This window comes from Aeromonas sp. MR16 (assembly GCF_022549315.1).
GTDB lineage: Bacteria > Pseudomonadota > Gammaproteobacteria > Enterobacterales > Aeromonadaceae > Aeromonas > Aeromonas aquatica.
Window position 1 is genome coordinate 123,814 of record NZ_JAKZFK010000007.1, and the last position, 26,825, is coordinate 150,638.

A 26,825-nucleotide genomic window follows, 5' to 3' on the forward strand; every position below is an offset into this window, starting at 1 on the left:
CCGCTTTCCTCATGGCTGACTGAAATAGAGATCCTTGGTGGCGATCGCCCCCTTCAGGTTGCGGCTGGGCAGGCCGCGCAGGCTGGGATCCACCAGCCGCATCTGGTTGTAGTGATAGACAGGAATGGCCGGCATCTCCTCCATCAGCAACTGCTCGGCCTGATGGTAGAGCCCGGTCCGGGTGGTCCCGTTCAGGGTATCCGCCGCTTGTTGCAACAGCCCATCGAAGGCCGGGTTGCAGTAGCCGCTCTCGTTCTGGGGATCCTGGCAGCGGAAACTGTTGAGCATGGAGGAAGGCTCAACATAATCACCAAACAAAAACGAGCGAGCCAGCATGAAATCTCCGCTGTCTTTCGCCACCTGGTAGGCGTTCCACTCCATGTTATTGAGCTCCACCGTCACCCCCAGCGGCTTCCACATGGCCGCCACCGCCAGCGCCAGCTTCTTGTGGTTCTCCGAGGTGTTGTAGGTCAGCGTCAGCTTGAGAGGATGGGCGCTGTTGTAACCCGCCGCCGCAAGCAATGCGACCGCCTTGGCAAGCCGGGTCGGTTGATCCAGCGAGGACAACCCGGAGCCGAGCTCCTCATAACCCGGCATGGCGGGCAGCAGAGACCAGGCGGCGAGCTCCCCCTGGCCACTGACCTTCTCGGTCAACAGGTGGCGATCGATGGCCATGGAGAGCGCCTGACGCACCCGCACATCCTGCAGTTCGGGACGGCGCAGGTTGAAGGTATAGAGATAGGTGCCGAGCAGCGGCAAGCCCCAGATCCGCTCAGGGGTTTCCTGCATGGTTTTCTGGTAATACTCCAGCGCCACCTTGTTGGTGAGCTGGATCTCCCCCGCCTCGTAGCGCAGTCGCTCCGCATGCTGGGAGGCGAGCGGCAGATAGGTGACCCGCTGGATGCGGGTGTGGACATCGTCCCAGTACTGGGCGTTGCGTTCGGCCTCGATGCGCTCGTTCGGCACCCAGTTCACCAGCTTATAGGCGCCATTGCTGACCAGCTTGCCGGGCTGGGTCCACTGCTTGCCAAACTGGGCGATAGCCTTGCCGTTGACCGGCACGAAGGGGCGTTGGCTGATGAGTTGCAGGAAGTAGGGCACGGGCCGCTCCAGGGTCACCTTGAGGATCTGCTCGCTCTCGGCCTCGACCCCCAGCGCCCCGAGATCGAGGGCACCGGCATAGATGGATTGGGCATTGTTGATGCCGGTGGCCAGCAGCAGGCCGGCGGAAGGAGAGGCCTGGGCCGGATCCAGCAGGCGCCGCCAGGCGTAGACAAAATCCTGTGCCACCAGCGGCTCGCCGTTTGACCACTTCAGCTGCGGGCGCAGAAAGAAGCGCCACACCAGCCCATCCTCGCTGGTCTCCCAGCGCTGGGCCTGGGCCGGCACTATCTTGCCCTGGCCATCCTCGCTCACCAGCCCCTCGAACAGGTCCACCAGCACCACCTCCCCCGGAAAACCGGTGCGGATCTGAGCCGGATCCAGGGATTCGGGCTCGGCACCGTTGCCCTTGACCAGGGTCTGCCTGTCCGACAGCGCAGGCTGTTGCACCACAGTGGTGGCCTGCAACGGCGGTGCCAGCATCAGACCCAGCAGCACGGAAGGGAGCCAGCGACGGGCTGGCCGGTGGAGGGAGCAGTGAACTGCCGGACGGTGAACCATGACATAAACCTCATTCAATTCTTTTGACTGCAAATAAGGGGGAAGGCCGGCGCGCGCCCGAGTGAGAATGCATGATGCCGCGCTTGTTATCCCCGAAGACGGCCCGTATTGTATCGGGCTTGCCCGATAGATGGAGTCCTTCGGGGGTTTTTTTTAGGAGTTTTTATGGGGTATGAGTGGCTGGCGCTGGCCGCGGCCAGTTTATGGGCGATTGCAGCCCTGATTTCCGTCAAACCGGCCCGCCATCTGGGGGCCTTCGCCTACAGCCGCTGGCGGATGTTTCTGGTCAGCCTGATGCTGGGCAGTGCCAGCCTGGTCACCGGTGGCTGGCAGACCCTCACCGAGAGCGCCCTGCCCCTGCTGGCGCTGTCCGGGCTCATCGGCATCTTCGTCGGTGACACCGCCCTGTTCGCCTGCATGAACCGGCTGGGGCCGCGCCGCAGCGGCTTGCTGTTCTCCTGTCACGCCCTCTTCTCCGCCCTGCTCGGCCTCTGGCTGTTTGGCGAGCGGCTCGATGGTTGGCGTCTGCTGGGGGCCTTGCTGGTGCTGGCCGGGGTCATGCTCGCCATCCTGTTCGGGCGACGCGGCAATCCGCAGTCTTCTCAGCAGCACAACGAGTGGGAGCAGGTGCGCGGCCACCTGGCCATCGGCATAGGGCTGGGGCTGACCGCGGCCCTGTGTCAGAGCCTCGGGGCCATCATCGCCAAGCCGGTGATGATGAGCGGCGAGGTGGACGCGGTAAGTGCCTCCGGCATTCGCATGGGCAGCGCCCTGTTGGCGCACTCGGTGTTGCGGGTGCTGCGGGTGCCGCTCGCCCTGCCACAGAACCCCATCAACCGGCGGGTGCTCGGCATGATAGGCATCAACGGCTTCCTGGCGATGGCACTGGGGATGACGCTCATTCTGGTGGCGTTGCGTCAGGGGGACGTGGGCATGGTGGCGATCCTCTCCTCCACCACCCCGGTCATACTGCTGCCCCTGCTGTGGTGGCATTCGGGAGTGCGCCCCGCCCTGCCCGCCTGGGCTGGCGCCCTGCTGGCGACCCTGGGCACGGCCTTAGTATTGGGAGCGGGGTAAGTCGGGGGTTGATGTTGGGCTTCGCTTCGCTCAGCACCAACCTACGCCCAATCCTCAGGATCGTCCGAAGACGCTTCGCTAGTCGAATCTGCAAGTTCAATTGACCCTGTAGGTTCGATTAGCCCCAAAACGATATGATCGGACGCGGCAACATCATGGCGAAATCGGACATCCGTTGCCGGATCCCGTGATTAAAACAGGGCGATCTCGTCGTCAGTCAGTTCGCGATATTCACCCGGCGCCAGTTCCTCATCCAGCACCAGCTCCCCGATCTGTTCCCGATGCAACCCCACCACCTTGTTGCCGATGGCGGCAAACATCCGCTTCACCTGATGATACTTGCCCTCGTGAATGGTCAGCAGCGCCTCGCACTCCCCGAGCAGCTCCAGCTGCGCGGGGCGAGTCTTGTCTTCCTCGTTGCGCAGGAATACCCCGTCGGCAAACAGCGAGATGGCATCCTCGCTCACCGGATCGGCCAGCCAGACATGATAGGTCTTGGCGCACTCGTGCCTTGGCGAGGTGATGCGATGGGACCACTGGCCGTCATCGGTGATCAGCACCAGCCCGGTGGTGTCGAGATCGAGCCGGCCCACCACGTGCAGCTTGCCCATGGCGGGTTCATCCAGCAGTTGGAAGACGGTGGCGTGATCCGGATCCTCGTTGGAGCAGACATAGCCTTCCGGTTTGTGCAGCATGAAGTAGCGATTGCGCTGATCCAGGGTGAGCATGACACCATCGAACTCCACCTGGCTCTGCTCGTTGATGTGAAAAGCAGGCTGCTTGACCAGGATCCCGTCCACCATCACCTCACCCTGACGGATCAGCTTGCCCGCCTGGGAACGGGTCAAATCGGAGCAATCGCAAAGAAACTTATCGAGCCGCATGCACAAACCTCGGAGTCCATCAATAAAGGGGCGTCATTATATCGGCCGGGCCGGACAACGCCAGCACTAAGCAAGGATGGGAGTCACTGGATACCCCTCTGCAAGCCATGGCCAGTCTGAGGTGGCACGGCCGACTGCCGTGATCGAACGGCAGCATCATTCACTGGCTTGAGCGGGACCAGCCTGAAGACGGTGCTTGAAAGCCGCCCCCCAATGCCTCAATCTTGATGTTACATAGCGATACAAGCTGCTTTCGGTGGCAAAAACCACACAAATAGGCACAGACTCAATAGTGTCGTGGTAGATTGCTCGATAACGCGCCCGTTACGCACAATAATGTCAGGAAGCCGTATGAAGTCGAGCACACCTCATCCCGTCATCCCCGTCAACCAGCTGCAATCAGGCATGTATGTGGTTGCCATCACCCGCCAGAGCGGCGCCATGGAAATTGCCCAGACGGGACTGGTCACTAACCCCAAACAGATCGAGGCCCTGATCCGGCGCGGGGTCAGCGCCGTGCAGGTGGATCTCTCCCGCAGCAAGCTGGTGAGCATCGACCAGACCCTCTCCCCCGAGCCCTCCCCTGCCATCACCGACCCCCAGCGTCCCGGCGCCAGTGCCAACGGCGAAGGGCGCGAACTCAAGATCCGCCGTCTGTATCAGGAGGCGCGCGCGCTGCAGGGCAAGTTCATCCGCCAGCTCAAGGCGGGGGAACCCATCGACATCACGCCGCTCGCCGCGGTTGCCGAGGAGATGGTGGACACCATGTTCAGCCACGGCGATGCCATGCTCTGCCTCGCCCGGATCCGGGCCAAGGACGCCTACCTGATGGAGCACTCCATGAACGTGGCCATCCTCTTGGCCAACTTCGGCCGCTATCTGGGGCTGGAGCACGGCGTGCTCAAGGAGCTGACCCTGGGGGGACTGCTGCACGACGTGGGCAAGATCATGACCCCGGACGAGGTGCTCAACAAACCGGGCAAGCTGACTGACGAGGAGTTTGGCGTGATGCGCCTGCACGTGGTGCACAGCCACGACATTCTGCTGGCGACGGCCGGTATCACTCCCATCATGCTGGAGGTGGCGGCCAATCACCACGAGCGGCTCGATGGCAGCGGCTACCCCCGTCGGCTGAAGGGCGCCCAGCTCTCCCTCTACACCCGCATGAGCGGCATCGTCGATGTCTACGACGCCGTGACGGCGGACAGAGTCTACAAGCAAGGTATGCAGCCGACCCAGGCGTTCCGGATCTTGCTCAAGGGGGCCGATCACCACTTCGATCGGGAGCTGGTCACCCGCTTCATCAAGTGCATGGGGGTCTATCCGGTCGGCACCCTGGTGCAGCTGTCCAACCAGCGGTTGGCCATCGTCATGCAGCGCAACCCCCAGGAGCCCCTCAAGCCGGTGGTAAAGGTGATCTATCACACCGGTCAGCGTCATTACCTCGAGGTGCAGTGGCTGGATCTCGCCAAAAACGGGGTACAGGAGCGCATAGAAAGCACGGTGGATCCCAAGGAATTTGGCATCAACCTCGCCAACTTCGTCTAACGGCTCTGGGCGTCCGGCGCCTGTTCACGGCAGTAGCGGATGAGAAATTCCTCATCCAGGGGGGACAGGCAAAAACGCTGGCTGGCCTCCTCGATGGCCCGCAAGTCGTGCTGGTGGTGCTCGCCGAGCCAGCGCACGGCGCGGCGCAGATCCTCGCCGTGGGGCAACAGACTGTGATCGCTCATGGGGAATCTCCTGCCAAGGGGCCCAGGATGCCGGGCCTCCCCAGAGTGTAGCTCCCCTGTCCCCTCCCCCGGCCTTAACCGAAGGCCCGCTGCCAATCCTGGTCGAACTTGGCGAGCGCCGCATCCACTGCCGGCACGTTGGGCAGCGACTCGGCCAGAGCGGCAGGGTGATAGACTGGCAGCCCGCCAGCAGGCAATCCAGCGCCTGACGCGGCGTTCTAAAGGAGGCCGCCAGCCACTCCCCGCAGACGGTATCTTGATCACCAGCTCCGGGTCCCGCTCGCGCAGGGCCATGGCCTCCCGCACCATCCCCGTCTCCGTTTTTGCCATCACCTGAGCGAACAGCCGCGCCTTGGGCCCCAGCAGCTCCCGCAAGGCAAGCAGCAGGCTGGCCAGGGGCAGCCCCCGGCGGCGGCAATGCTCGGGTTGGTGGTGACCCTCGCCAGCGGCAGGACCCTGGACCAGCGACACACCGCGGCCCCATCGGCGGCACCTACTACGCCGGCACCTCCTCCATCTCCGCCAACGTGCCCTTCGGTGCGGCCACCCAGGCCACCCCGGATGGTCGCCACGCCCGCACGCCACTCGCAGAAGGAACCAGCCCGGGCTCGGGCTCGGGCTCGGAGAGATTGGAGCCGACGGCTGTGTTCAATTCCCTCGGCAAGCTGCCCATCGGGGCCATCCTCAGCGGCGTGCTGCTCAACCAGAAGCTGAGCCCGGCGAGCCTCGACAACCCGCGGGGCCAGGCCAAGCTGATGAGCCTGCTGCGCACCTTCTTCGGGGTGCACAAGGGTTGGCACGTGCAGTACAACATTGTCTCGCGCGAAACCCTGCTGGCGGCCAAGAAGCCGCCGGACAAGTACCGGGATCGGGTAGTGCGGGTGGCGGGCGACTCCGCCTTCTTCACCGCACTCTCCCCGGATGCCCAGGACGACATCATCGCCCGCACCGAGCACAGCCTCCGAGCGGCGGTAGGTAACAGGTGAACACGCATATTTTATCGTGTTTTCACCGCCTTACCGCCGAATGCACAAGATGCTATCATCGCCCGCATCGAGCACAGCCTCTGACGGGAACCCTCATGGCGGCCCTGCCGCCATGTTTTTTTCATCCTTCGCATCGAGCCCTTGCCATGAATCAACGCCGCCAACAGATCCTCACCCTGGTCCACCAGGCCCACAAGATGAGCGTGAGCGACCTGGCCGCACAGACCGGGGTGTCCGAGGTCACGGTACGGGGCGATCTCACCGAGCTGGAGAAACAGGGGCTGCTCAAGCGGGTGCACGGCTTTGCCATGGTCCTGAAGAGCGACGATCCCGATGCCCGCATGAACATCAACTATCCGCTCAAGGAGCGGCTCGCCGAGCGGGCCGCCCAGCTGGTGGAGGATGGCGAGACGGTGTTTATCGAGGGGGGCAGCGCCAATGCCCTGCTGGCCCGCCACCTGGCCCTGCACAAACGCGTCACCATCATCACCATCAGCAGCTTCATCGCCCATCTGCTCAAAGACACCCAGGCCCAGGTCGTGCTGCTCGGCGGTCTCTATCAGCAGCAGAGCGAGAGCGTGGTGGGACCGCTCACCCGGCGGTGCATCGAGCAGGTGCACTTCTCCAAGGCCTTCATCGGGGTGGATGGCTTTCATCCCGACGTCGGCTTCACCGGCCGCGACATGATGCGAGCCGACGTGGTCAACAGCGTGCTGGCCAAGGGGGTGACCAACGTGGTCATCACCGACAGCAGCAAGTTTGGCGTCATCCACCCCAGCCCGCTGGGCATCCCGGGACAGATCGGCGTGCTGGTCACCGATGATGCCCTGCCCGCCGCCATGCGTGGCGCCCTCGCGGCCCGCAGCGTGACCCTGCACTGCGTCGCCGCCTGACCAGCCCTTGGCGGCGCACTATTGCCACTTCCATTGCCGCTATCTGGTTGACACCCCTCACCCCTGAGCGGTTATGCTCGAGTCTCTGTCGACTCGCCGGCGCCCTTTGACCAGTGCCTTTCGCATCACAACTGCCGTATCAACAAGGACGCATCATGCAAGCCAAGGACAAGTGTCTGGCCGCCCTGGTCATTCTGTGCTGGGGACTCAATTTCGTGGTGATCAAGTGGGGGCTGGACGGGATCCCGCCTCTGCTGCTGGGAGCGCTGCGTTTCATCGGGGTGGTGTTCCCCGCCATCCTGCTGGTGCCCAGGCCCGCCATGCCCTGGCGCTGGCTGCTGGCCTATGGCGGCGCCATCAGCCTTGGGCAGTTCGCCTTCCTGTTCAGCGCCATGAAGTTCGGCATGCCGGCGGGCATGGCCTCTCTGGTGCTGCAATCCCAGGTGCTGTTCACCCTGCTGTTCGCCATGATCTGGCTGGGGGAGCGCTGGCAGACCCATCACTGGGTGGCGCTGCCGCTGGCGGGGTGTGGCCTCTATCTGATCGCCGCCAACGGCGAGGGCAATCTCACCCTGCTCGGCTTCATGCTGACCCTGTGCGCGGCCGCCTGCTGGGGCCTTGGCAACGTCATCAACCGCCAGATTGGCCTGCGCTATCAGACCAGCTTGCCGAGCCTCATCGCCTGGGGTGGTCTGGTGCCCATCTTGCCGTTCCTCGCGCTCTCCTGGCTGTTCGAGGGGCCGGAGCGCATCGCCAGCAGCCTGCAGCACTTCAGCTGGCAGGGACTCTTGTGCGTGCTTTACCTGTCGCTGGTCGCCACCTGGCTCGGCTACGGGCTCTGGGGGCGCCTGCTGATGCGCTATCCGGTGGCCCAGGTCGCGCCGCTCTCCCTTCTAGTGCCCTGCGTCGGCATGGTGGCCGCCGCCCTCCTGCTCGACGAGCATCCCAACACCCTGCAGTGGCTGGGCTCCGGCCTGGTGCTGCTTGGCTTCGTGGTGCATGTGCTGGGCGGGCGCATGAGGCTGTTCAAGCCCCAGGCCGAGCACTAAAGCAGCGGCATTGACCAACCGAGGGAAAGTTCCCATCATGAGACAGGCCCTCCCGGGCCTGACATCGTTCCCGGCAGGACGCCGATCATCAGGAGAGCAAGGACATGCTGCACCCTTCGTCACCAACCATTTCACTGTTTCCACGCCTTGTACGACTCACGACACTGGTGATCCCGCTGTTTTTCAGCACCTTTGGCTGGAGCGCCGCCCTGCCGGCGGATCTTGTGTGGGAGAGCAACGACAATGACCCCGTCTACGCCGATCCCGCCGCCCGGCGTGGCGGCACCTTCCACGACTTCATGTCGAGCTTCCCGCTCACCTTGCGCAAATACGGGCCTGACTCCAACGGCGGCTTCGCGGGCTATATCCGGGAGGGCACCCTGCCGCTGCTCGCCACCCATCCCCTCACCGGCAAGCCCATGCCCATGCTGGCGAACCAGTGGGCGTTCGGGACCGACAACAAGACCCTCTACTTTCGCATCAACCCCAAGGCCCGCTGGTCGGACGGTCAGCCCGTCACCGCAGACGACTGGCTGTTTACCCTCAAGATGATGCGCAGCAAGGAGATAAACGATCCCTGGTACAACAACTACTACAGCACCCAGATAAGCGCGGTGACCAAGTTCGACGATCACACGCTGTCCATCACCAGCGGCACCGAGAAGAGCCGGGAAGATCTGCTGGAATCCTTGCCCTTCAGTCCGGAGCCGAGCCATGCCATCAAGCTCACCGATAACTGGGTCAAGGAGTACAACTGGAAGATACTGCCGGTCACCGGCGCCTATGAGATAGGGGAGCTGAAGAAAGGCAAGTCCGTGACCTTCAATAGAGTCAAGGACTGGTGGGGGGATGGGGAGCGCTACTTCCAGCACCGTTTCAATCCCGATCAGATCGAGATCAAGGTGCTGCGGGATCAGAACATCGCCTGGCAGCACTTCCTGCGCGGCGAGCTCGATACCTTCCCCCTCGTCATGCCCAACTGGTGGCACGACAAGAGCAAGACCGCCGAATTCGACAAGGGCTATATCGACAGGATCTGGTTCTATACCCAGACGCCGCAGTCACCCATGGGGCTCTACCTCAACACCGCCGATCCCCTGCTCAGCGATCTCAATGTGCGGCTCGGCATCCAGTACGCGCTCGCCATCGACAAGATGATCGCCACCCTGCTGCGCGGGGATTACCAGCGTCTCAACAGCTATGGCTCAGGTCAGGGCGCCTTCACCAACACGGATCTCAAGGCGCGCCCCTTTGATCCCAAGCTGGCACGGGAATATTTCGCCAAGGCGGGCTTCACCAGGACAGGGCCCGATGGCATCTTGCAAAATGACAAGGGGCAGCCCCTCTCGCTCAGCATCACCTACACCACCCAGGAGCATGCCCAGCGCCTGACCCTGCTGCGGGAAGAGGCGAAGAAGGCGGGCCTCAATCTGGAGCTGAACCTGATGGATGCCTCCGCCGGTTTCAAATCCATGCTGGAGAAGAAGCACCAGAGCGCCTGGATGGGTTGGAGCTCCGGCCGCTATCCCGCCTATTGGGAGCATTTTCACAAGGTCAATGCCAACAAGCCCCAGACCAACAACATCATGAACATCGATGACGATGCCATCACCGCCCTGGTGGAGCAGTTCGACAAGGCGTTCGACTTTACCAAGAAGGCCGAGCTGTCTCGCCAGATCCAGCAACGGCTCTATGAGCTCGCCAGCTTCGTGCCCGCCTATCAGGTGCCCTACACCCGGGCCGGCGCCTGGCGCTGGGTGAAATTGCCCAAGATCCCGGCGACCCCCAAGAGCGATCTGCTGTACTGGCCGCTCGATGGTACCAATTCGGGCTACAGCGTTGGCGGCCTGTTCTGGATCGACGAGCAGGTGAAACAGGAGACACAAGCGGCCATCAAGAGTGGCCAGCGCTTCCCTCCCGTCACCCTGATCGATACCCGCTACCAGCAGCTTTGAACCTTGCTTGCAGCACCAAACGAAAGACCTCGCGCCATATCGGACGGGGTCTCTTGTACGAAAAGAGAGATGCCTGAAAACAAAAGACCCCGCAGCTTGGCGAGGTCTTTTTATGTCAGCAGATACAGAGGCGGGGGATTAGCCGCGCTTGGCCTGCTTCTGAGCGATGGCGTCGGCCACGTCGGCCGGCTCCAGCACTATGCCTTCCTGATCCGGGGTCGGGAACACGGCGACGCAGAGCTCGTCTTGCTCCATGCCATCGACCCAGCGCTCCAGCCACACCTTGAGGGTGATGGATTGCGGCTTGCAGTCGGCCCACTCGCCTTCGGCCCAGGCCTTGGCATACTCAGGGTGCGGCCACACAGGGATGCAGTCTTCGTCTTCGGTGGTCAGCATCATGACGCCATGTTCGTCGGTCAGGACAAACAGCTCTTCGTGCTCGACCAGCTTGCTGATGAAGTGATCAAAGCGGTAGTCGGCGTTCAGTTGCAGCGCGGCATTGCGCTCGGTGTCGCTAAGTTCATAGCTCATTGGTCAAGTCTCTCGTTCAATAAAGGGCGACATGTTCACATCTTGCCGACGGCTTGTCCAGCATGAGCACGTTATCGTCTGGCGGGTTCAACCCAGCGTCGGGGCGATGAGGGTAATCCCGGGCGTCTCACTCAGACGCTGGCGCAGCCAGTAGGCGGACTCCACCTCCACGAAGCAGAGCTGATCCCGACCGGCCTGCACGCCTTGCATGATCTGCTCGAAGCGTGCCTGCTGCTGCTCCTGCCAGGCGCTCGCCAGCTTGCTACCGTGGGCCTCATCCACCACCTCACGGCGCAGCTCGAACAGGTTATCGGTGATCGGGCTGTTGATCTTGGCTGGATGGCTCCAATACATCAGCAGGTTGTCCATCATCTCGTCATCGTAACTTTCCAGCGCGTCCAGTTCGGGTGTCTTCCCCTCATTGCCCGCCGCAAAATCACACCACCCCGCCGCAAGCGACACCAGTATCTGCGCACTTCCCCCCTTGGCATGCTGGCGCAGGCGCGTCATGTCTTCCCCCTTGATGCCAGGCAGCCAAAGATCCCCTTGGTGTGCATCGAGCAAGGGCAGCAGCAGAGAGGGAGCATAAACAGGAAAACGGGGAGCAAGGGAGTGCAGCAGAGAGACCAGAGTCACAGTGATCATAAGAGGCGCCTTGAGCTGGAAGACCGGGATCGAACCTGGCCGAAAAGACAAAAGAGAAACTATTCTATCATGTTTACCGGCTCACGGATTGTGCCCGTCACGCTTGCCCTGCCTGGGAACTGAGGCCAAAAAAGCAGCGTTCGCACTCAGCCAGTCCGGACAAAGCCCAATAGTTTGAGCCAGCGCGCACTAAAGTAAAATCGGGAATGCTAGTTTGCATACATCTTTAGCGTAAGGAGTGCATCCATGAGTGGGATCGACCAGGTTTCTGACGATTTTGTAAATGAGCTGAAAATACTGGCATGCTTTGATCCGGCCAACATGAGTCAGGGGATCAAGTTACGCAGCGACATGTCTGAAGGGCTGTGCCAGGCGGCAGAGCGGATGCATCAACAGGGCCTCATCAGTGCCGCCGATGGTGGCTATCTGACCCCCTTCGGCATGACCATGCTCGAACATCTCCATCATCTGCTGGTCGCGCTCAAGCCGAGTTGATTTCCTGCGGCGCCCAGAGCGAGAAGTTGAGCAATTCCCAATGTTTACCTTGTCGCAGCAGACAAGCAAACAGCAAAGGACCTTCGGGTCCTTTTATCTTGCCATCGTTCAACCACTCTCCCACCCGCTTTGCCACCGGCTGAGCCTTGATCTCATCAGGCAATTCCATCTTCCCCAGACGCACCTGTACGAACTGCTGACAGACGGTCACGGCCTGACTCGCCACGGGATCCGGTACGGGAACCTCGGCAAGGCCGAGCAAGGATGCGGTCAGCAGCAGTGATGGGATCATGGAGATTGGCGTGATGGATGAGGGAGGTTTAAGAATATGCCATAAACAAAAAGCCGTGGTACCAGAGGCACCACGGCTTTCTTAAATTCTGTAAGAATTACAGAGCAGTTACGTTCTCAGCCTGCGGGCCTTTCTGACCTTGGGTCACGGAGAACTGTACGCGCTGACCTTCAGCCAGGGTACGGAAGCCGTTACCGCCGATAGCGCTGAAGTGAACGAAAACGTCCGGGCCGTTTTCTTGCTGGATGAAGCCAAAACCTTTGGTTTCGTTGAAAAACTTAACGGTACCGGTGATCATGTTAGACATATCTTTAACCTGTATTCAAAAAAATTACTTATGCTTTTCAGCGGATAAAGCTCAAAAACGGGATTACTTATAGACAACAGGAGAAAATGTAGAACATCGTCTTCATTGACATAACTATCGCCCTTTCAAGCTGCCTAGGATTATACGTGCCTTTGTCGATTACGCAAACAAATTTGTGCCCTGCCAACCGCAGGGCACCGTCGTTTATACGTCCGCAGATTCCAGTGCCTGAACCAGGGCTTTGAGGAAGCGTGCGGCCTCCCCGCCGGTGCAGGCCCTGTGGTCAAAAGTCATCGACAATGGCAGGGCCCGTACTGGTCTCGCCTCCCCGTGGATGAACACCACTTTCTCGAACAACTTGCCCGCGCCAATAATGGCCACCTGAGGCGGCGTCACTATGGGGCTGGCGTAGCGGCCCGCGATGGCGCCGAAGTTGGTCAGCGTGATGGTCGCCCCCTGCAGCATCTCCCGTGGCACGGCGCGGGCCTTCACGTCGGCGATCATCCGGTCCAGCCCCTGGCGGATATCCGCCCGCTCCCGCTCGGCCACGTTCTCCATCACCGGCACATAGAGGCCGTGTTTGGAGTCGACGGCGATGGCCACGTTGACCTCCTGGAATAGACGTCTTGAGAGAGTATCCCCGTCGAACCAGGCGTTCATGGAGGGCTCGGCGCGGCACGCCACTCCGATGGCCTTGATGAGACGCACGGTCACATCTTCATCGGCACGCCAGTGCCTCAGATCCACCTCGTCGGTCAGGCTGACCGGCACCACTGTCTTGTGAGACAGCTCCATCGCCTTGGCCATGGCACGGCGAGATCCCTTGAGAAACTCGTTGCCACTGCTTTGCATCGCCTCGAAGGCTGCTTGCACATCCGGCTCGGTCACCATGCCGGCGCTGCCACTGCCCTTGATCTTGTCGATGTCGAGGCCGAGTTTTTGCGCCAGCAACCGCACCGCGGGCATGGCCTGCACCAGGCTGCCGCCGGGAGCCATAGCCCCGACCACGAAGTGATCCTCGATATGCTGCTGATGGGCGCTGACCTTGCCTACCACAGTACCGTCATCCTCGCCCCCTTCAAACTCCACCAGGGGGGCGCCGATGTGGAGGATATCCCCCTCCTGGCCGCACAGACGAGCGATGACCCCGGCCACCGGCGAGGGCACATCCACCAGCGCCTTGGCGGTTTCCACCGACAGCAGCACCTGATCCACCTGCACCGTATCGCCGGCGCTGACTTTCCATTCCACTATCTCGGCCTCGGCCAAGCCTTCGCCCAGATCCGGTAATTTGAAAAATTTCATGACCCGTTCTCCATCCGCTGGGAAATCACCGCACGTTGAAAAATTCCATGCCTGTCGTCTGCGCGATCGTTCAACCGCCAATATGTGAACAAGGTCATAGCCAATTTTTCTCCATCAGCTGGTGAGCCGCATCCGCGATATCCTGCTCGGTGATGAGGTAATACTCTTCGTTGCGATAGTAGGGCACGGCCGCGTCCACCCCGGTGAGCCGTTTCGGCGGCGCCTTGAGGGAGGTCAGCGCCTCCTCGGTGACCCGCGCCACTATCTCGGCGCCGACCCCGAAGCTGCCGCAGGCCTCGTGCACCACCAGCAGGCGACCGGTCTTGCGCACCGAGGTGAGGATGCTCTCCATGTCGAGCGGCTTGATGGTGGCCAAGTCCAGCACCTCGCACTGGATGTCCACCTCCGCCAGCTGGGTGGCGGCCCGCATCACCTCCTGAATACAAGCGCCCCAGGCGACTATGGTGAGATCCCGCCCGGGTCTGAGGGTAAAGCAGACATCCAGCGGCAGACCGACACCGTCATCCACCACGTCCGATTTCATGGATCGGTAGATGCGATCCGGCTCGAAGAACATCACGGGATCCGGGTCGCGGATGGCGGAGAGCAGCAGACCGTACGCGCGCTTGGGGCTGGAGGGGATCACCACTCGCAGCCCGGGAATATGGGCGAACAACGCCTCCACGCTCTCGCTGTGGTGCTCCGGCGAATGGATGCCGGCGCCATAGGGAGAGCGGTAGACGAGAGGACAGGAGAGCCGACCACGGGTGCGATTGCGCATCCGCGCCGCCTGGCAGATGATCTGCTCCATGCCGGGGAAGATGAAGCCCTGGAACTGGAACTCGGCCACGGGCTTGAGTCCCTGGGTGGCCATGCCGACCGCCACCCCGGCGATCAGCCCCTCGGCGAGCGGGGTGTCTATCACCCGCTTGAAGCCGAACTTGTCGCGCAGGCCCACGGTGGCGCGAAACACCCCGCCGTTGACCCCCACATCCTCGCCGAGCACCACCACGTCAGGGTCTCGCTCCATCTCGTGATGCAGCGCCAGGTTGATCGCTTCGAGCAGCGTTATTTCGCTCATGCTACCTCCCCGAAACCAGCCACCACCTCGCCAAGCGCCCATGGCAGCTCGCGGTCCAATCTCATGTCACTCATGGTGTTTCTCCCCGCCCTGGGCCTGCATCCCCTTGGCGATGATGCGCTGGCGCTGGGCACGATAGTCCCTCGGCAGCTCGGCGAACTGGTAATCCAGCAAGGTCTCCGGCGCCTGGGGCGCCATGCCCTCGTAGGCGGCGACGGCGCGCTCAACTTCCCGGCCGGCTTCCACCAGCAAGGCCTGCTCCTGCTGCTCGTCCCACCAGCCCTGCTCAGCCATGAACTGACGCAGTCGCTTGACCGGCTCCTTGGCCCAGGCGGCCTCCACCTCGGCGGATTCCCGATAGCGGGTGGCGTCATCGGCGGTGGTGTGATCCCCGAGCCGGTAGCTGACCGCCTCGATCAGGGTCGGCCCCTTGCCGCTGCGGGCCCGCTCCATGGCGGCACGGGTCGCCTCATAGACGGCCACCACGTCGTTGCCATCGACCTGCAGGCTGCGCACGCCGGCCCCTATGCCCTTCTGGGCCAGTGTGGGGGCGCTGGTCTGCAGCTTGCGCGGCACCGAGATGGCCCACTGGTTGTTGTTGATGATCATCACCATGGGCAGGTGCCAGACACCGGCGCAGTTGAGCCCCTCGAGGAAATCCCCCTTGGAGGTGCCGCCATCGCCGATGGTAACCACGGCGACTCTCGGCTGGTTGCGCAGCTTGAAGGCAGCCGCGATGCCGGCGGCGTGGGTGATCTGGGTAGCGATGGGCACACAGATAGGTAAATCTTCCGATAATTCGCCATCTGACTTGTAGAAAACACTACCCCGCTCATCCCCGCCCCAATATTGCAGGTTTTGCTCCATGGGCACGCCCCTCACATAGAGGGTCGGCATGTCCCGGTAATAGGGTACGTAGACATCCTCTGGCCGCATGGCGAGCCCGACCCCAATCCCCACCGCTTCCGCCCCCAGATGAGAGGGGAAGGTGCCGAGTTTGCCGGTTCGCTGCAGCGCTATCGCTTTCTTGTCATAGCTGCGCACCATCACCATGTTGCGGTAGAAGGTGTGCAGAGTCGCCTTGTCCAGCCAGGTCGGCAGTGTCGCGACCGGGCGCCCCTCCTCATCGAGGTAACGAAGGAAAGGGATGTCGACATGGGTCATAACTGGCTCCTTGCCGTTGTCAACGTCACCACCATGAGGTGACCCTCAAAATGTAAACAACATGTTAACTTTATAGCAATGGAATTTCGTCAGGTTAGACCAGTAGAAACTTCTTTAATTTTGGAAAGAAGATGGGGTTTTCGGCGAGCAGGAACGAAGAAGGGAGCCCTTTCGGGCTCCCTGTCAGTGTGGGTACGGGATCATTCCCATTATGTGTTCTGCCTCCTCGGCCGCCAGGGGCGCCGGTCTGGCGGGCAAAAACGGGCTCAGCTCACTCCCAGAGCCGGGTCGGCACCACCAGCAGCATGGTACGCTGGCCTATGGCCACGTTGGCATTGGGGAAGACCACCGCCTCCCGCGGTTTCTCTACCCTGTACTGCCGATCCCCGTCCTCCGCCAGCACAAACCCCTGGGGAAACTCGGTGAAATTGTCCACGTCGCTGGCAAACAGGAAACGGAACTGCGCCGAGCGCTTGTTGATCACCCGATCGATGGCAAACAAGGTGAAGTCGTCCGCCCGCCAGGGCTCCAGCACCATCTCGTCCCGGGTCACCAGCTCCTGCAGTGCCTGGCGAGCCTCGATGAAGCGGGTCATGTCGTTCTCACCAAAGGGGCGTACCTTGCCAAGCTCCACCGTAAAGGCATGAGCGTCGTGGCGATGGGAGCTGTAATAGCTGAAGGTGGTGGTCGGCCCGGCGGAGAGCAGTATGGTGCGCACCCCGCAGGCGCCGAGGAACTGCACCTGCTCCTTGCAGTGGGGCCGCTCGTGGGGGAAGGGATAGACCGCAAACTTCTCGTGGCGCGAGCCGCGGATGGCGGTGTGCAGATCGTAGTGGTAGCGGGGCCTCGCGGAGTCGGCGAAGAAGCGGCTCACATACTGCTCGAGGCGCATGGCGCGGATCCGCTCCCGGTTGCACAGCCCCTCCCCCTTGCTGTGGGCGCCGCTGAAGAGGCGGTTCATGTTCTCCTCCACCTCCCGCAACCCGAGATTCATGGCGGCCGGGTTGCCAAACAGGAACAGCACCCGATGGCGGGCCTGCAACTCACCGCTGAGTAGCCTGGTCAGCAACTGGTTGCAGATCTCGATGGGCGCCGTCTCGTTACCGTGGATGCCGCAGGAGAGCACTATGTCCTTGCGCCCGCCCGGTTGATCGCCCGCGCCACTGGCGGGCTCCAGGCAGAGCACACCCGTGTCCCACACGCTCACCTTGTCACCGTTTGGCAGCGCATAGGAGAAAGGCTCGAGTTGCCACTCGTGGCGGCGGGTCAGGGCCAAAAAGTCATGCTGGGGAATCATCCGTCTCACCCTCTTGTCGGTTCACACTTGTCGATGTCAGACAATGCGGATTATACGCAAGGCGCTCGGGCTTAAAATCAGTTTTTAAACAAATTCAAACAGTAAGGATACAAATGTGACGACAGGCGATGACAAATGACGTAATGGGGGCAGCAAGCAAGAAGGGGCATTCAAACGGGCTAAGCGAGGAGAAACAGGGCCGGCGGTGAGCGGCGGCAATACAAGGACTATTGGCAGAAAAACGAGGCATCCATGCCCGGTCGATCAACCACGCCAGAACGGCTTGGTGGTCTCTTGATAGCGGTCGGCTTCGTTCAGGCCGATGTCTTTGAGCAGGTAGGAAGGCAGCTCGGAGAGCTGGCGACGGCTGCGGCTGCGTTCCAGCCAGGTCAGGACAGTCGTTTTCACGCGAGCCATCAGATTCGATTGGCTGGAATGCTGGTAACCGGCTTCGGTATACGTCATGTTGGCCATGGGATGGCTCCTCTGAAGGTTCTGCACAAGGTTCAAATCAGTTGCGCAAAGCTTAGTCAGGCAGAGGGAGCGTCTCAATTGACGAATTTTGATACAAGACATTAGTAAAACTAATGGCGAATAACCGCATCACAAAAACATCAACCCATTGATTTTGAACAACAATGGCCATGTGTTATTCCGCATATTCCCCCTGCAGCATTTTCTGCTGCATGGCGTACTTCTAACTATGCACTTTCTCAAATTAGGTATGCAGTCACCGGATCCGGCGATCCCGTTGACAACCTGAGGTTTACAGCCAGTTGTTAATCATGCGATCTTTTATTGATCCTTATTTAACAAACAGATACAAAACAAAAACACTCAAATGGCTATCGCATTTGCCCTTCGTCCAAGGGGCCGATCAAAGCGGCACTTGGCGCCCCTGTAGCATGCTGGTATGGTTATTTATACAGTAGTTTAGCCCGCCCCGGCGTCGCCCATCACGGGCAAGCAGCGGGGTCGACCACAGGATATGCCGATGGATACCTTTACCCCCAGTGCCGCCCTGCGCCAGCAGATGACCACCCTGGAAGATGCCCTGGCTCGCCTCGCCGGGCAGCTCGGTCAACTCGAGCTGCTGGAGGCCCATGTCTATCCCCTCCCCGCGGTGCCATTGGGGGAGGAGCACGATCCCATCGAGGCCATCGAGGTGGGTTATCTGGGCGGCGAAGCCGCGCTGGCTGCCACCCTCAGGGCCTATCAGGATCACAGCGCCCGCCCCGGCTGCTCCACCAAGGCCACCCATCGGCTGCCGGGCTGGTTGCGCTTCCCCGCCGCCAGCGCCGGACGGCTCGCCCCGCTGATTGACGAGATCAACGGCCACAAGCTTGCCTTCAAGGCCATGGTGCAGGCCGCCGGCGGACGGGACGAGAAGTTCGAGCTGGTGCACCAGGCGCTGCCCGGGGTCATCACCCTGCAGGTCTACCGCAAGCTGACGCTGCTGGAAGGAGAGCTGCATTCCCTGGGCTTCACCTGGGCGGACAAGCAGAGTATCAGCCGCCTCAGCCGGGAGCAGGTACTGGAGATGCTGGAGCGCAGCCGCCGCTATATTCCGGCGCTGTCGGACAACGAGGAGTGGAGCAAGATGGTGGATCAGGAGGTGTACGACATTCGTCGCCTGCCCGCCGACGTTGAGCTGCGGATCCGGCGGCCGGTCAAGACCCACCCCATGATCAACCTGCTGTGGCAGGACAGGGAGCCGCGCAAGCAGCAGCTCAAGGCAAGCCTGCCGCTGTTGCTCTGCTCGGACACGCCGCCCAGCGTCACCCACCTCGGTCACTACCCCCCCAAGCTGCGCCAGGCGCGGCGGGATCGCAAGATAGGGGGCGAAGCCATCATAGAGCGGCTGCACCTCTACCGCTATCAGGGGTAGCCTCCCCCCACGGGGGCTGACGCCACCGGGTTGCGGCTAGCCATCCTGCCGGCAACGGGGTCACCCCTCTCAAATGACAAGGGGATCGCCATGATGACGATCCCCTTGCCTGGACGAATGCACGAGCAGTGGTTGCCGCTGTCACCCCATCAGCAGGGCGCGCAGGCTCTCCACGTCCAGGCCACGCACCTCGGACTGGCCACTCAGCAGGCCATCGGCCAGGGCCCGCTTCTCGTCGTGCAGCGCCACTATCTTCTCCTCCACCGTCTGCTCGCACACCAGTCGATAGACTGTCACCGGCTGGGTCTGGCCCATGCGGTGCGCCCGATCGCTCGCCTGATCTTCCACCGCCGGGTTCCACCAGGGATCCAGGTGCAGCACGGTATCGGCCTGAGTCAGGTTGAGGCCGGTACCGCCCGCCTTGAGGCTGATGAGGAACAGCGGCACGGGGTCGTGGCGGAACCGCAGGATAGACTCCTGGCGCGACTTGGCGGAGCAGCCGCCATCCAGGTAGCAGTAGTCCCATTTTTTGAGCTCGATGCGCGCGCGCAGCAGGCTCAAGAGATCCACGAACTGGCTGAACACCAGCACCCGATGACCGCCGTCGATGGCCTCCTCCAGCAGCGCCATGGCCTCATCCAGCTTGCTGCTGGTCTGGTTCCACTCTGGCATCACCAGCGCTGGCGAGCAACAGAGCCGGCGCAGCCGGGTCAGGCCGCTCAGCACGTGCATCAGGGCGCGGCCATCGGCGCTCTGCACCTGCTGCACCACTTCACGCCGGGTCGCCTCGTAGAGCTGGCGCTCCTCGGGGGAGAGGCTGATGTGATGGATGATCTCGGTCTTGTCCGGCAGCTCGGTCAGCACCTGCTGCTTGAGGCGGCGCAGGATGAAGGGGCTGATCACCGCCCGCAGCAACGCCATGTGCTGGGGATCCTTGACCGCCTTGCCGAAGCGACGCTTGAATTCGCCGAGACTGCCGAGCAGGCCCGGGTTGATGAAGGTGAACAGGCTCCACAGCTCCCCCAGATGGTTCTCGATGGGGGTGCCGGACAGGGCGAGGCGAAAATCGCCGTCGAGCTGGAACAGCAGCTTGGCACGCTGGGTGCCGGCATTCTTGATCTGCTGCGCCTCATCCAGCACCATGCTCGCCCAGCGACGGGACTTGAGTGCCTGGGCCAGGCTGCCGAGCATGCCGTAGTTGACCAGGATGATCTGGCCGGCCTTGGCCTCCTGGATCAGCGCCTCCCGCTCGGCGGGGTTCTCAAACACCACCACCTCCAGCTCGGGGGCGAAGCGTGCGACCTCCTCCTGCCAGTTGGTGACCACTGACTTGGGCACCACCACCAGCGCCGGGCCCAGATGCTGGCGCATGCGCAGCACCATCAGCGCCTGCAGCGTCTTGCCGAGGCCCATGTCGTCGGCCAGGCAGGCGCCGAAACCGTGATGGGCCAGGGTCGCCATCCAGCGCACCCCCTCTTTCTGATAGTCCCGCAGCGCCGTCAGCAGCTCGGGCGCGCACTCCACCTCCTGTTGCCATTCCTGTTGCAGCGACTGCCAGGCGTCATCCCCGGCGGTGGTGACCGCCGACAGCAGCCGGGCCAGGGGATAGGCCAGCTTGTTGTTGATGCGTTGCTCGGTGTCCAGCATGGCGCCGAGCATAGTGAGGCGCTCCACCAGCTTGTCGCTCAGCATCAGGCTGGTCTTCTCGTCGAGCTGGACGGTGCGCTGACCCGGGGTGAGCTGGCGCAGGATCAGGCGCAGGTCGAGGATCTGGTGCTCATCCAGCGCCAGTGCCCCCTCCACTTGGAACCAGTCCTGGCGCCGCTCGATGCGAAGACTCAGGGCGGCCTCGTCGAGGCTCTTGAGCCGCGCGCTGTCCTGATGCCAGTGAATGACCACTCCGGCCTCCACCAGCTCGGGCAGGGAGTTGACCAGGGTCAGCGCCTGCTCACCCTCCAGCTTCCATTCGTTGCCCGGCAGCCCGATGGGCAGCTGGTTGCGCAGGCGCTGGGCCTCACCCTTCTCGGCGAGCAGATCCCGCTGCCAGTAGTGATAGTCCCTGACCCCCTGGCGGACGATGGCCTCACCTTTGCCGAGCGGCAAGGGTGGCAGCTCCCCCTGTCGGGTCACCAGTTGCACCACCAGCTGGCTGTCCTGCCAATCGAGCTGCACCGCGGCGACGCCCGGCCAGGGAGCCAGCTCGGCATTGCCCTTGAGCCCCGCCACCTGGCTGTGCCAGGGCAGATCGGGGATGGCGTCCAGGGTGCGCTGCAGCTCAGCCAAGCCGGCCTCGGGCAGCTGCGGGATGGATTCCAGCGCCGGCAATTTGTCCAGCAGGGCTTGCGGCGTCAGGATGAGCTGCCACAAGTCCTGCGCCAGCGGCACTATGTGCGCCCCACGAGCGGCGGCGGCCGGGCTCAACACGGCGCTCATGCCCGGTGTCTCTGAATTCTGTTCGGTCGCCACTATCTGCAGCAAGGGCGCACTGATGGCCAGTTGCAGCTTCTGCCCCTTGGCATTGAACAGGCGGGGGTGGCTCGCGAGCGGCGCCCAGGCATCTCGCGGCAACTTGCTCATTCCCCTTGGCAGGGTGCGCACCAGCGCCCAGTCTGCCTCGTCGAGCAAGGCGGCATACTGGGTGGAGAGCAGGGCCGGATCGACCCGGCGACCGGCGGTCCACTCCCCCTTGGTGCTCTGTTTCTGGATCTTGCACTCCAACTCGGGACCATCGGCATGGAGCAGCCACACCAGCCGCTCCTGCGCCTTGCGCACGCCGCTGGAGCGCCCCAGCCCCTGCAGCCAGTTCAGCCAGCTGGCCGAGGCGGGAGTGTTGTCTTCATCGTCCGACTCGTCGCTCGCATCGGGATCCTGGGGGGCACGCAGCTGCTGCAGCGGGAGGTGCTCGGCTCCCAGCCCAAGCAACAGCCGCAGCAGATCCTGGCAGAAGGCCATCAGGCGATGACGGGGAGTGGCCTCCAGCACATGGGAGAGATCCCACTTGTGCAAGATCGCCACCTGAGGGCTCTGCTCCCCATGGCGCGCCAGGGTGCAGAGATCGAGCCAGAGATAGCCCCAATGCAACTCCTCCAGCGGTAATTGCAGGGTATCGAACAGCCCGACCGCCTGCCCATGGCGATCACCGGCCCACTGCGCCAGCAGATCGGCAAGCAGCGGGCACTGATTACCGAGGCTGCGTTGCCACTTCTTGCGCTGCTCGCTGGCGAGCACAGGGTCGGCTTGCTGCAACCAGCCAAGCCAGAGCAGGGCACTGAACATCCGCGGCCAGGGCGCTCGCCCCTCCTCTTGCTGCCATTGCCCCAGCGCGCCGAGCAGGCGCTCGGCCAGGGGTTGTTCCCCGCCCCGCTCAGCCAGCTGTTGCAAGGCCGGCCAGTGAGTGGTTACCTCGCCGGCGAGCGGGCCACAGAGCCACTCCCACTCGGTGGCCAGCCCATGGACCTGGCTCGCGAGCTCGGGGGCGCAGGCGGCAGTGGGCTGTGCCAGCGACCAGCCTGACTCAGGTTCGGCGTCGAGCAGGGTCTGCAGGGCAAAATGCTCCAGCAGCAGTTGCTGCCAAGCCGGGCTCGCGTCCGGCAACAGGCGATGGGCGTCGGGCAAGTCCAGCAGGCTCAGCAGCTCGGCACTCTGGTAATAGGCCGGGATCTGACCCGCCTTCCCCAGACAGAGTTCGCGCACCAGGGCCTGTGCCATCTCCTGACCGGTAACCGATGGCACCCGCGTCCAGTCAGGCATGGGGCACTGCCCTGCCCGTACCGCCAGGATCAGGGTCAGGCTTCCCTCCGCCGTCAGGCTCCACTGCTGCTCCCCGCGCAGCCGCACCAACCCCTGCTGTTGCAGCTGGTTCAGCTTGTCGATCAGCGCCTGCAACGACAGCGGCGCCGGCAGCATATCGAGCAAATAGCGAGGGCTGGCGGTGCGCTGCAATTGCAGTTCGCCAAGCAGGGCATAGCAATCCGAAGAGAGGGTGAAGGCTGACATCAGAACTCACGGGCAGGTGCAAAGGCGGAATTTTAACGGGAAAGCGGCGGCGGCTCGACCCTTAACCGCGAATTAGTACAAAAAAAGCGGGCAGCCTCATGTTATGACCCGGAGCGACGAGGGGGCGGAAGAGGGACAACGAGGGTTAAATGCGGAGAAATGGCGGGAAAATGCGGCGAAATGACAATATAAAGGCGCCGCAGCGCCTTGTTTCATGAGGTCCACAGTGGGATGAGCAGGCGAAGGGCTTAGCCTTCCAACTCGGCCAGTCGCGCTTCCAGCGCCTGCAACTGCGCCTTGAGGGCCTCGACCTCGTCCTCCAGCATACTCAAGCGATCGGCGGCGGGAGAAGCCTGGTGGCTGACGGGGGCCGCCTCGGCCAGGGCCTGCAGATCTATCTCACCGCTGAACAGGTGGGCGTAGCGGGATTCCCGCTTGCCCGGTTCGCGCGGCAGCTTGACCACATAGGGGCCCTGCTCGGCGAGCCTGGCCAGCACGGCATCCACCTGGGTCACATCATCGAAGCTGCACAGCCGGTTGGTGCGCGAGCGCAGCTCACCCGGCGTCTGCGGACCACGCAGCAGCAGCTCGCAGATGATGCCGAGTTCCTGGGCGCTGAACTTCAGCTCGCCAAATTCGGTGTTGCAGAAGCGATGCTGATAGCGAGGCACCCGCGCGTTGAAGCCGGCGGTATTGACCACCAGACGGCGACGGATCAGCTCGTCGATGACGGCGCGGATGTCCAGCTCGGAGAGCTCCAGCACGGGTTCGCGATTGCTCTTCTGGTTGCAGGCATTGACCAGCGCATTGAGAGAGAGAGGGTACTGATCCGGCGTGCAGATCTCTTTCTCTATCAGACAGCCGATCACGCGAGCCTCCAGCGGGCCTAGTACTAACTCCATTTCAATCTCCCTTGCCAAACGTTAAGGCGGTTATCTTAGCCAAGGCACTCCGTGCGTCCAGCACTGAACCGCATTTTTGCGAGCCAATCAAACCCTTGATGAAACATCGCACAGTTCAGGTCGGGGCGCCCTGGCATAACGCAACCCAATCGAAGCCAGCCAGCGACTTGGGTCTGGCGACAAAGCCAGAGTGCCGCCTATCCTGGGTGCGACTCGCCAGGCATCGCGGCGGCAGGATGCATCTCACGTCCGAGCTGAGATCCCAACCTAGAGGGTCTTGTCGACCTGGGTATCAGTCCCCGAGGTCAAGATGCGCACTCTGTCCCCCTTGTTGAAGCTGAGCTTGGGATCGCTCTCCTGTACGACATTGAGCAGTGTCCCGGCCTCGGTCTTGATCAGCAGCTCGACCGATTGCCCGGTCGCAGCCGACCCCTGATCCCCCTGGCGACGACGCGATACCTCGGCCCCGGCGATGGCCCCCGTTACTGTCGCTATGGTCTGACCCGAGCCACCTCCAAACTGGCTGCCTGCGGCAGCCCCCAGGGCCGCTGCCCCTATGGTGCGCAGTGGCCGGTTCCCCTGCTGGTGAGAGGAGGTGCTCGGTGTGCCGACGAGGCGGCTCTCCTGCACTGTGCCGTATTCGACCTTGGCACTGGTACCGGCCATGGCGGACGAGGTGGTCAGGATGAGCAGGCTGGCGGCGATGAATGCGATTCTTTTCACGATGTCGACTCCGATGAAGAATGAATGCCCTTTGATCCGGGCAACTGGCTGATGAATGGCTCGTAGATCATTGAGAGCCCTCGCCATTTTCCAACGAGACTACACCTCTAAAGCTGACTGCAAGCTTGCCTGAGATGGAAATGATAACGGCCGCAAAGCGGCCGTTATGAAACAAAGCGGGTCTGCGATGCCATCAGGAGGAAGACTTGCGCTCCAGGGTCGCCGCCACCGACTTGGCCGCCGAGGCGGTGAGCAAGGGCTCACCCGGATAGAGTGCCAGCGCCTGGGTACGCAGACGGTTGGCCTCCTCCGTTCGTCCCAACGCATTGAGGGCGATCACCATGTTGGCGTAGATGTTGGCACGCGGGGTGTGACGCACGAACTCTTTGCCCCAGTCGAGGTAGGCCTCGAGCTCCTCCTTGTTGTTGGCCTGCAGGCCCACCATCAGGCGTACCGCATTCACGTCAAACTCCACTCGGGTCAACCAGGCCATGGGGTTGACGACCTCCAGCAGCAGGGTCGGCTGCTTGTAGCCGCCGCGCTCATACTTGGTCACCACCCAGGCGGTGTGAATGGCGGTCAGCATGAAGGGCACCACCGCCAAGGGAATGGCGATGGCCAGGAATCGCAACAGCAGCCAGGGACGATAGACATATTCCCGCCAGCTCGCATGACCCAAGGTTTGTTTCCCCTCCTCCACTTCCGCATCCAGCACATAAATGAGCAGCAGCAGGGCCCACCACAGGGCGATGGCATGATAGAAGGGGTACTCGGTCTGGGTGTGCAGCAAGATGGGCGTCACCAGTGCCAGCAAGGCCAACCCCCGATGCCAGCCGGCTTTGCTCAATCGCCACAGCAAGGCACCCGCCATGATCAACATACCGAGCATGGGAGCAAGCCCCCCTTCCACCGCCCAGTAGAGAAACTCGTTGTGAGGGTGGTCAAGGTTGTATTCGATCTGCACCATGGCCGGGTTCAACGCCTTGTCGGCCATATAGTGCTGCAGGAAAATGGGTTCGAAGCTGCCGTAGCCCCAACCTGTCCAGGGCGCCTCCCCAATCAGCTTGGCGGCGTAGGGCCAGTAGATGGAACGCATGCCACCGGATTGATAGATCTCCAGCCCGCGCTTGGCGCCACTCATCCCATATTGAGATACCAGACCCAGCGCTGTACCCAGTACAACCAGCCCCAATACTCGGCCCAGTTGCCGTTGACGACGAAGTTGTGGCACGAGCAGGAGCAGAGCCAGCAGGCCGCCAAGCTGACCCACCCGCGATTGCAGTCCCACCAGAAGCACGCACGCCGCCAGGATAACCCCGTAACGCAGTCCCCTCAGCCAAGGATGGGCGTCGGCACGCATTTCCAGCCAGATGGCCAAGGCCAGCCCGGTCGCCATAAAGCTCGCCATCACATTGGGTTGCTGGAAGATGCCATAAGGGCGGTTGACCCGAGTGTCGTAGCCTATCCAGTTGCCCGGCGTCAGCAGATAGAACTGCACCAAGCCGAGAATAGATTCAATAGAAACTGCTCCCAATAACAGGTACAGCAGCTTATCTCGCGTCTGACTCGCCCATCGCCATTGGTAGAGACAACTCAGAAACAGCAGGCCGGCAAACAGCCCCAGCAACCGTGGAATGGCGTAATCCTTGAGCTCGAACCCCGGATACGCCATGGGCAGCAGCAACAACATGCCCCCCAACCACAGCCCCATCATCAGAGGGGAGACAACCAACGTCTGCCGCCGCGTCACCTGCCAGAGCCCGAGCCCCATCACCAGACTAGCGAAGACCCAGCCCCAGGCATTGAACGGCAGATAGAGCCCGGATCCGCCCGGGTTGTGCATGAAGAAATGCATGCCCAGCAGCCAGTACAGCACGCTGATCACACTAAAAATCCTTGCCGTCTCCATCATCTTCCCCAGCCCCTCACGCCCATACCGACCCTGCCATCACTCTTCACC

The 26,825-nt window shown here is 62.3% G+C and carries 23 protein-coding genes and 2 pseudogenes; 8 read left to right on the forward strand and 17 right to left on the reverse strand.

Features of this window, described 5'->3' with window-relative positions:
• Positions 1-9 precede the first annotated feature (9 nt).
• Complete coding sequence (locus MM194_RS07925) at positions 10-1,662, reverse strand: peptide ABC transporter substrate-binding protein (protein WP_241343246.1); 1,653 nt, start codon at positions 1,660-1,662, stop codon at positions 10-12.
• 165 nt (positions 1,663-1,827) lie between these two features.
• Between MM194_RS07925 and MM194_RS07930 the strand changes: the two genes are divergently transcribed.
• Positions 1,828-2,739, forward strand: a complete 912-nt coding sequence (locus tag MM194_RS07930) for a DMT family transporter (protein WP_033131125.1) — start codon at positions 1,828-1,830, stop codon at positions 2,737-2,739.
• Between the two features lie 191 nt (positions 2,740-2,930).
• On the opposite strand, the gene rsuA is transcribed toward MM194_RS07930, so the two are convergent.
• Positions 2,931-3,623 (reverse strand): 16S rRNA pseudouridine(516) synthase RsuA, encoded by a 693-nt coding sequence (gene rsuA, locus MM194_RS07935; RefSeq protein WP_033131124.1) that lies wholly within the window; start codon positions 3,621-3,623, stop codon positions 2,931-2,933.
• Between the two features lie 351 nt (positions 3,624-3,974).
• Between rsuA and MM194_RS07940 the strand changes: the two genes are divergently transcribed.
• Complete coding sequence (locus MM194_RS07940; protein WP_033131123.1) at positions 3,975-5,171, forward strand: HD-GYP domain-containing protein; 1,197 nt, start codon at positions 3,975-3,977, stop codon at positions 5,169-5,171.
• Here the strand turns inward: MM194_RS07940 and MM194_RS07945 are convergent.
• Together MM194_RS07945 and MM194_RS07950 are read right to left on the reverse strand one after the other, a co-directional pair.
• Positions 5,168-5,356, reverse strand: coding sequence for a hypothetical protein (locus tag MM194_RS07945; protein ID WP_033131122.1), 189 nt, complete (start codon positions 5,354-5,356; stop codon positions 5,168-5,170). The two genes, MM194_RS07940 and MM194_RS07945, sit on opposite strands and share 4 nt — an antisense overlap.
• A gap of 74 nt (positions 5,357-5,430) precedes the next feature.
• Positions 5,431-5,829: pseudogene (locus tag MM194_RS07950) on the reverse strand (hypothetical protein).
• Between MM194_RS07950 and MM194_RS07955 the strand changes: the two are divergent.
• The 4 genes and pseudogenes from MM194_RS07955 to MM194_RS07970 form a co-directional block, all read left to right on the forward strand.
• Positions 5,830-6,342 (forward strand): annotated as a pseudogene (locus MM194_RS07955) (glycine radical domain-containing protein); the annotation flags it as partial. It lies immediately after the preceding pseudogene.
• A gap of 146 nt (positions 6,343-6,488) precedes the next feature.
• Positions 6,489-7,235: a DNA-binding transcriptional regulator YciT gene (locus MM194_RS07960; RefSeq protein ID WP_241343247.1), complete on the forward strand. Its 747-nt coding sequence runs from the start codon at positions 6,489-6,491 to the stop codon at positions 7,233-7,235.
• A gap of 155 nt (positions 7,236-7,390) precedes the next feature.
• The gene (locus MM194_RS07965; RefSeq protein ID WP_241343248.1) at positions 7,391-8,284 is read left to right on the forward strand and encodes an EamA family transporter; all 894 of its coding nucleotides are present in this window, start codon (positions 7,391-7,393) and stop codon (positions 8,282-8,284) included.
• Between the two features lie 104 nt (positions 8,285-8,388).
• The gene (locus MM194_RS07970) at positions 8,389-10,239 is read left to right on the forward strand and encodes an extracellular solute-binding protein (protein WP_241343249.1); all 1,851 of its coding nucleotides are present in this window, start codon (positions 8,389-8,391) and stop codon (positions 10,237-10,239) included.
• 138 nt (positions 10,240-10,377) lie between these two features.
• Here MM194_RS07970 and MM194_RS07975 read toward each other — a convergent pair whose 3' ends face one another.
• Positions 10,378-10,770 carry a DUF2750 domain-containing protein gene (locus MM194_RS07975; RefSeq protein ID WP_033130508.1) on the reverse strand — a complete coding sequence of 131 codons (393 nt, stop codon included), beginning with the start codon at positions 10,768-10,770 and terminating at the stop codon, positions 10,378-10,380.
• Positions 10,771-10,857: 87 nt separating this feature from the next.
• The gene (locus MM194_RS07980; protein ID WP_241343250.1) at positions 10,858-11,415 is read right to left on the reverse strand and encodes a hypothetical protein; all 558 of its coding nucleotides are present in this window, start codon (positions 11,413-11,415) and stop codon (positions 10,858-10,860) included.
• Between the two features lie 246 nt (positions 11,416-11,661).
• Between MM194_RS07980 and MM194_RS07985 the strand changes: the two genes are divergently transcribed.
• Positions 11,662-11,910 carry a TIGR02647 family protein gene (locus MM194_RS07985; protein WP_033130510.1) on the forward strand — a complete coding sequence of 83 codons (249 nt, stop codon included), beginning with the start codon at positions 11,662-11,664 and terminating at the stop codon, positions 11,908-11,910.
• On the opposite strand, the gene MM194_RS07990 is transcribed toward MM194_RS07985, so the two are convergent.
• The 7 genes from MM194_RS07990 to MM194_RS08020 form a co-directional block, all read right to left on the reverse strand.
• A complete protein-coding gene (locus tag MM194_RS07990) occupies positions 11,897-12,202 on the reverse strand; it encodes a hypothetical protein (protein ID WP_241343251.1) in 306 nt (101 codons plus the stop codon). The genes MM194_RS07985 and MM194_RS07990 overlap by 14 nt on opposite strands.
• Before the next feature lie 97 nt (positions 12,203-12,299).
• On the reverse strand, positions 12,300-12,509 hold the full coding sequence (locus tag MM194_RS07995; protein ID WP_033130512.1) for a cold-shock protein: 210 nt from the start codon (positions 12,507-12,509) through the stop codon (positions 12,300-12,302).
• Positions 12,510-12,713: 204 nt separating this feature from the next.
• Positions 12,714-13,814 (reverse strand): dihydrolipoamide acetyltransferase family protein, encoded by a 1,101-nt coding sequence (locus MM194_RS08000; RefSeq protein ID WP_241343252.1) that lies wholly within the window; start codon positions 13,812-13,814, stop codon positions 12,714-12,716.
• Between the two features lie 94 nt (positions 13,815-13,908).
• On the reverse strand, positions 13,909-14,895 hold the full coding sequence (locus tag MM194_RS08005; protein ID WP_241343253.1) for an alpha-ketoacid dehydrogenase subunit beta: 987 nt from the start codon (positions 14,893-14,895) through the stop codon (positions 13,909-13,911).
• Positions 14,896-14,961: 66 nt separating this feature from the next.
• Complete coding sequence (gene pdhA / locus MM194_RS08010; protein WP_033130515.1) at positions 14,962-16,059, reverse strand: pyruvate dehydrogenase (acetyl-transferring) E1 component subunit alpha; 1,098 nt, start codon at positions 16,057-16,059, stop codon at positions 14,962-14,964.
• Between the two features lie 271 nt (positions 16,060-16,330).
• On the reverse strand, positions 16,331-17,356 hold the full coding sequence (gene astE, locus MM194_RS08015; RefSeq protein WP_033130516.1) for a succinylglutamate desuccinylase: 1,026 nt from the start codon (positions 17,354-17,356) through the stop codon (positions 16,331-16,333).
• Between the two features lie 264 nt (positions 17,357-17,620).
• Positions 17,621-17,830 carry a DUF1127 domain-containing protein gene (locus tag MM194_RS08020; protein WP_033130517.1) on the reverse strand — a complete coding sequence of 70 codons (210 nt, stop codon included), beginning with the start codon at positions 17,828-17,830 and terminating at the stop codon, positions 17,621-17,623.
• A gap of 520 nt (positions 17,831-18,350) precedes the next feature.
• Here MM194_RS08020 and MM194_RS08025 point away from each other — a divergent pair.
• Positions 18,351-19,244, forward strand: a complete 894-nt coding sequence (locus MM194_RS08025) for a DNA replication terminus site-binding protein (protein ID WP_241343254.1) — start codon at positions 18,351-18,353, stop codon at positions 19,242-19,244.
• 141 nt (positions 19,245-19,385) lie between these two features.
• Here the strand turns inward: MM194_RS08025 and MM194_RS08030 are convergent, their stop codons facing one another.
• The 4 genes from MM194_RS08030 to MM194_RS08045 all read right to left on the reverse strand — a co-directional run bounded on the left by MM194_RS08030 (position 19,386) and on the right by MM194_RS08045 (position 26,777).
• The gene (locus MM194_RS08030; RefSeq protein WP_241343255.1) at positions 19,386-23,240 is read right to left on the reverse strand and encodes a DEAD/DEAH box helicase; all 3,855 of its coding nucleotides are present in this window, start codon (positions 23,238-23,240) and stop codon (positions 19,386-19,388) included.
• Positions 23,241-23,488: 248 nt separating this feature from the next.
• Positions 23,489-24,142: a DUF480 domain-containing protein gene (locus MM194_RS08035; protein ID WP_033130520.1), complete on the reverse strand. Its 654-nt coding sequence runs from the start codon at positions 24,140-24,142 to the stop codon at positions 23,489-23,491.
• Between the two features lie 267 nt (positions 24,143-24,409).
• Complete coding sequence (locus tag MM194_RS08040; protein ID WP_033130521.1) at positions 24,410-24,865, reverse strand: glycine zipper 2TM domain-containing protein; 456 nt, start codon at positions 24,863-24,865, stop codon at positions 24,410-24,412.
• A 193-nt stretch (positions 24,866-25,058) separates the two neighbouring features.
• Positions 25,059-26,777, reverse strand: coding sequence for a Wzy polymerase domain-containing protein (locus MM194_RS08045; protein WP_241343256.1), 1,719 nt, complete (start codon positions 26,775-26,777; stop codon positions 25,059-25,061).
• Positions 26,778-26,825: the final 48 nt, after the last annotated feature.

What these genes read in the sequence shown, in the direction of transcription:
- MM194_RS07925 (WP_241343246.1), bottom strand. Translation starts at nt 1,662, where the DNA reads ATGGTTCACCGTCCGGCAGTTCACTGCTCCCTCCACCGGCCAGCCCGT.
- MM194_RS07930 (WP_033131125.1), top strand. Translation starts at nt 1,828, where the DNA reads ATGGGGTATGAGTGGCTGGCGCTGGCCGCGGCCAGTTTATGGGCGATT.
- rsuA (WP_033131124.1), bottom strand. Translation starts at nt 3,623, where the DNA reads ATGCGGCTCGATAAGTTTCTTTGCGATTGCTCCGATTTGACCCGTTCC.
- MM194_RS07940 (WP_033131123.1), top strand. Translation starts at nt 3,975, where the DNA reads ATGAAGTCGAGCACACCTCATCCCGTCATCCCCGTCAACCAGCTGCAA.
- MM194_RS07945 (WP_033131122.1), bottom strand. Translation starts at nt 5,356, where the DNA reads ATGAGCGATCACAGTCTGTTGCCCCACGGCGAGGATCTGCGCCGCGCC.
- MM194_RS07960 (WP_241343247.1), top strand. Translation starts at nt 6,489, where the DNA reads ATGAATCAACGCCGCCAACAGATCCTCACCCTGGTCCACCAGGCCCAC.
- MM194_RS07965 (WP_241343248.1), top strand. Translation starts at nt 7,391, where the DNA reads ATGCAAGCCAAGGACAAGTGTCTGGCCGCCCTGGTCATTCTGTGCTGG.
- MM194_RS07970 (WP_241343249.1), top strand. Translation starts at nt 8,389, where the DNA reads ATGCTGCACCCTTCGTCACCAACCATTTCACTGTTTCCACGCCTTGTA.
- MM194_RS07975 (WP_033130508.1), bottom strand. Translation starts at nt 10,770, where the DNA reads ATGAGCTATGAACTTAGCGACACCGAGCGCAATGCCGCGCTGCAACTG.
- MM194_RS07980 (WP_241343250.1), bottom strand. Translation starts at nt 11,415, where the DNA reads ATGATCACTGTGACTCTGGTCTCTCTGCTGCACTCCCTTGCTCCCCGT.
- MM194_RS07985 (WP_033130510.1), top strand. Translation starts at nt 11,662, where the DNA reads ATGAGTGGGATCGACCAGGTTTCTGACGATTTTGTAAATGAGCTGAAA.
- MM194_RS07990 (WP_241343251.1), bottom strand. Translation starts at nt 12,202, where the DNA reads ATGATCCCATCACTGCTGCTGACCGCATCCTTGCTCGGCCTTGCCGAG.
- MM194_RS07995 (WP_033130512.1), bottom strand. Translation starts at nt 12,509, where the DNA reads ATGTCTAACATGATCACCGGTACCGTTAAGTTTTTCAACGAAACCAAA.
- MM194_RS08000 (WP_241343252.1), bottom strand. Translation starts at nt 13,814, where the DNA reads ATGAAATTTTTCAAATTACCGGATCTGGGCGAAGGCTTGGCCGAGGCC.
- MM194_RS08005 (WP_241343253.1), bottom strand. Translation starts at nt 14,895, where the DNA reads ATGAGCGAAATAACGCTGCTCGAAGCGATCAACCTGGCGCTGCATCAC.
- pdhA (WP_033130515.1), bottom strand. Translation starts at nt 16,059, where the DNA reads ATGACCCATGTCGACATCCCTTTCCTTCGTTACCTCGATGAGGAGGGG.
- astE (WP_033130516.1), bottom strand. Translation starts at nt 17,356, where the DNA reads ATGATTCCCCAGCATGACTTTTTGGCCCTGACCCGCCGCCACGAGTGG.
- MM194_RS08020 (WP_033130517.1), bottom strand. Translation starts at nt 17,830, where the DNA reads ATGGCCAACATGACGTATACCGAAGCCGGTTACCAGCATTCCAGCCAA.
- MM194_RS08025 (WP_241343254.1), top strand. Translation starts at nt 18,351, where the DNA reads ATGGATACCTTTACCCCCAGTGCCGCCCTGCGCCAGCAGATGACCACC.
- MM194_RS08030 (WP_241343255.1), bottom strand. Translation starts at nt 23,240, where the DNA reads ATGTCAGCCTTCACCCTCTCTTCGGATTGCTATGCCCTGCTTGGCGAA.
- MM194_RS08035 (WP_033130520.1), bottom strand. Translation starts at nt 24,142, where the DNA reads ATGGAGTTAGTACTAGGCCCGCTGGAGGCTCGCGTGATCGGCTGTCTG.
- MM194_RS08045 (WP_241343256.1), bottom strand. Translation starts at nt 26,777, where the DNA reads ATGATGGAGACGGCAAGGATTTTTAGTGTGATCAGCGTGCTGTACTGG.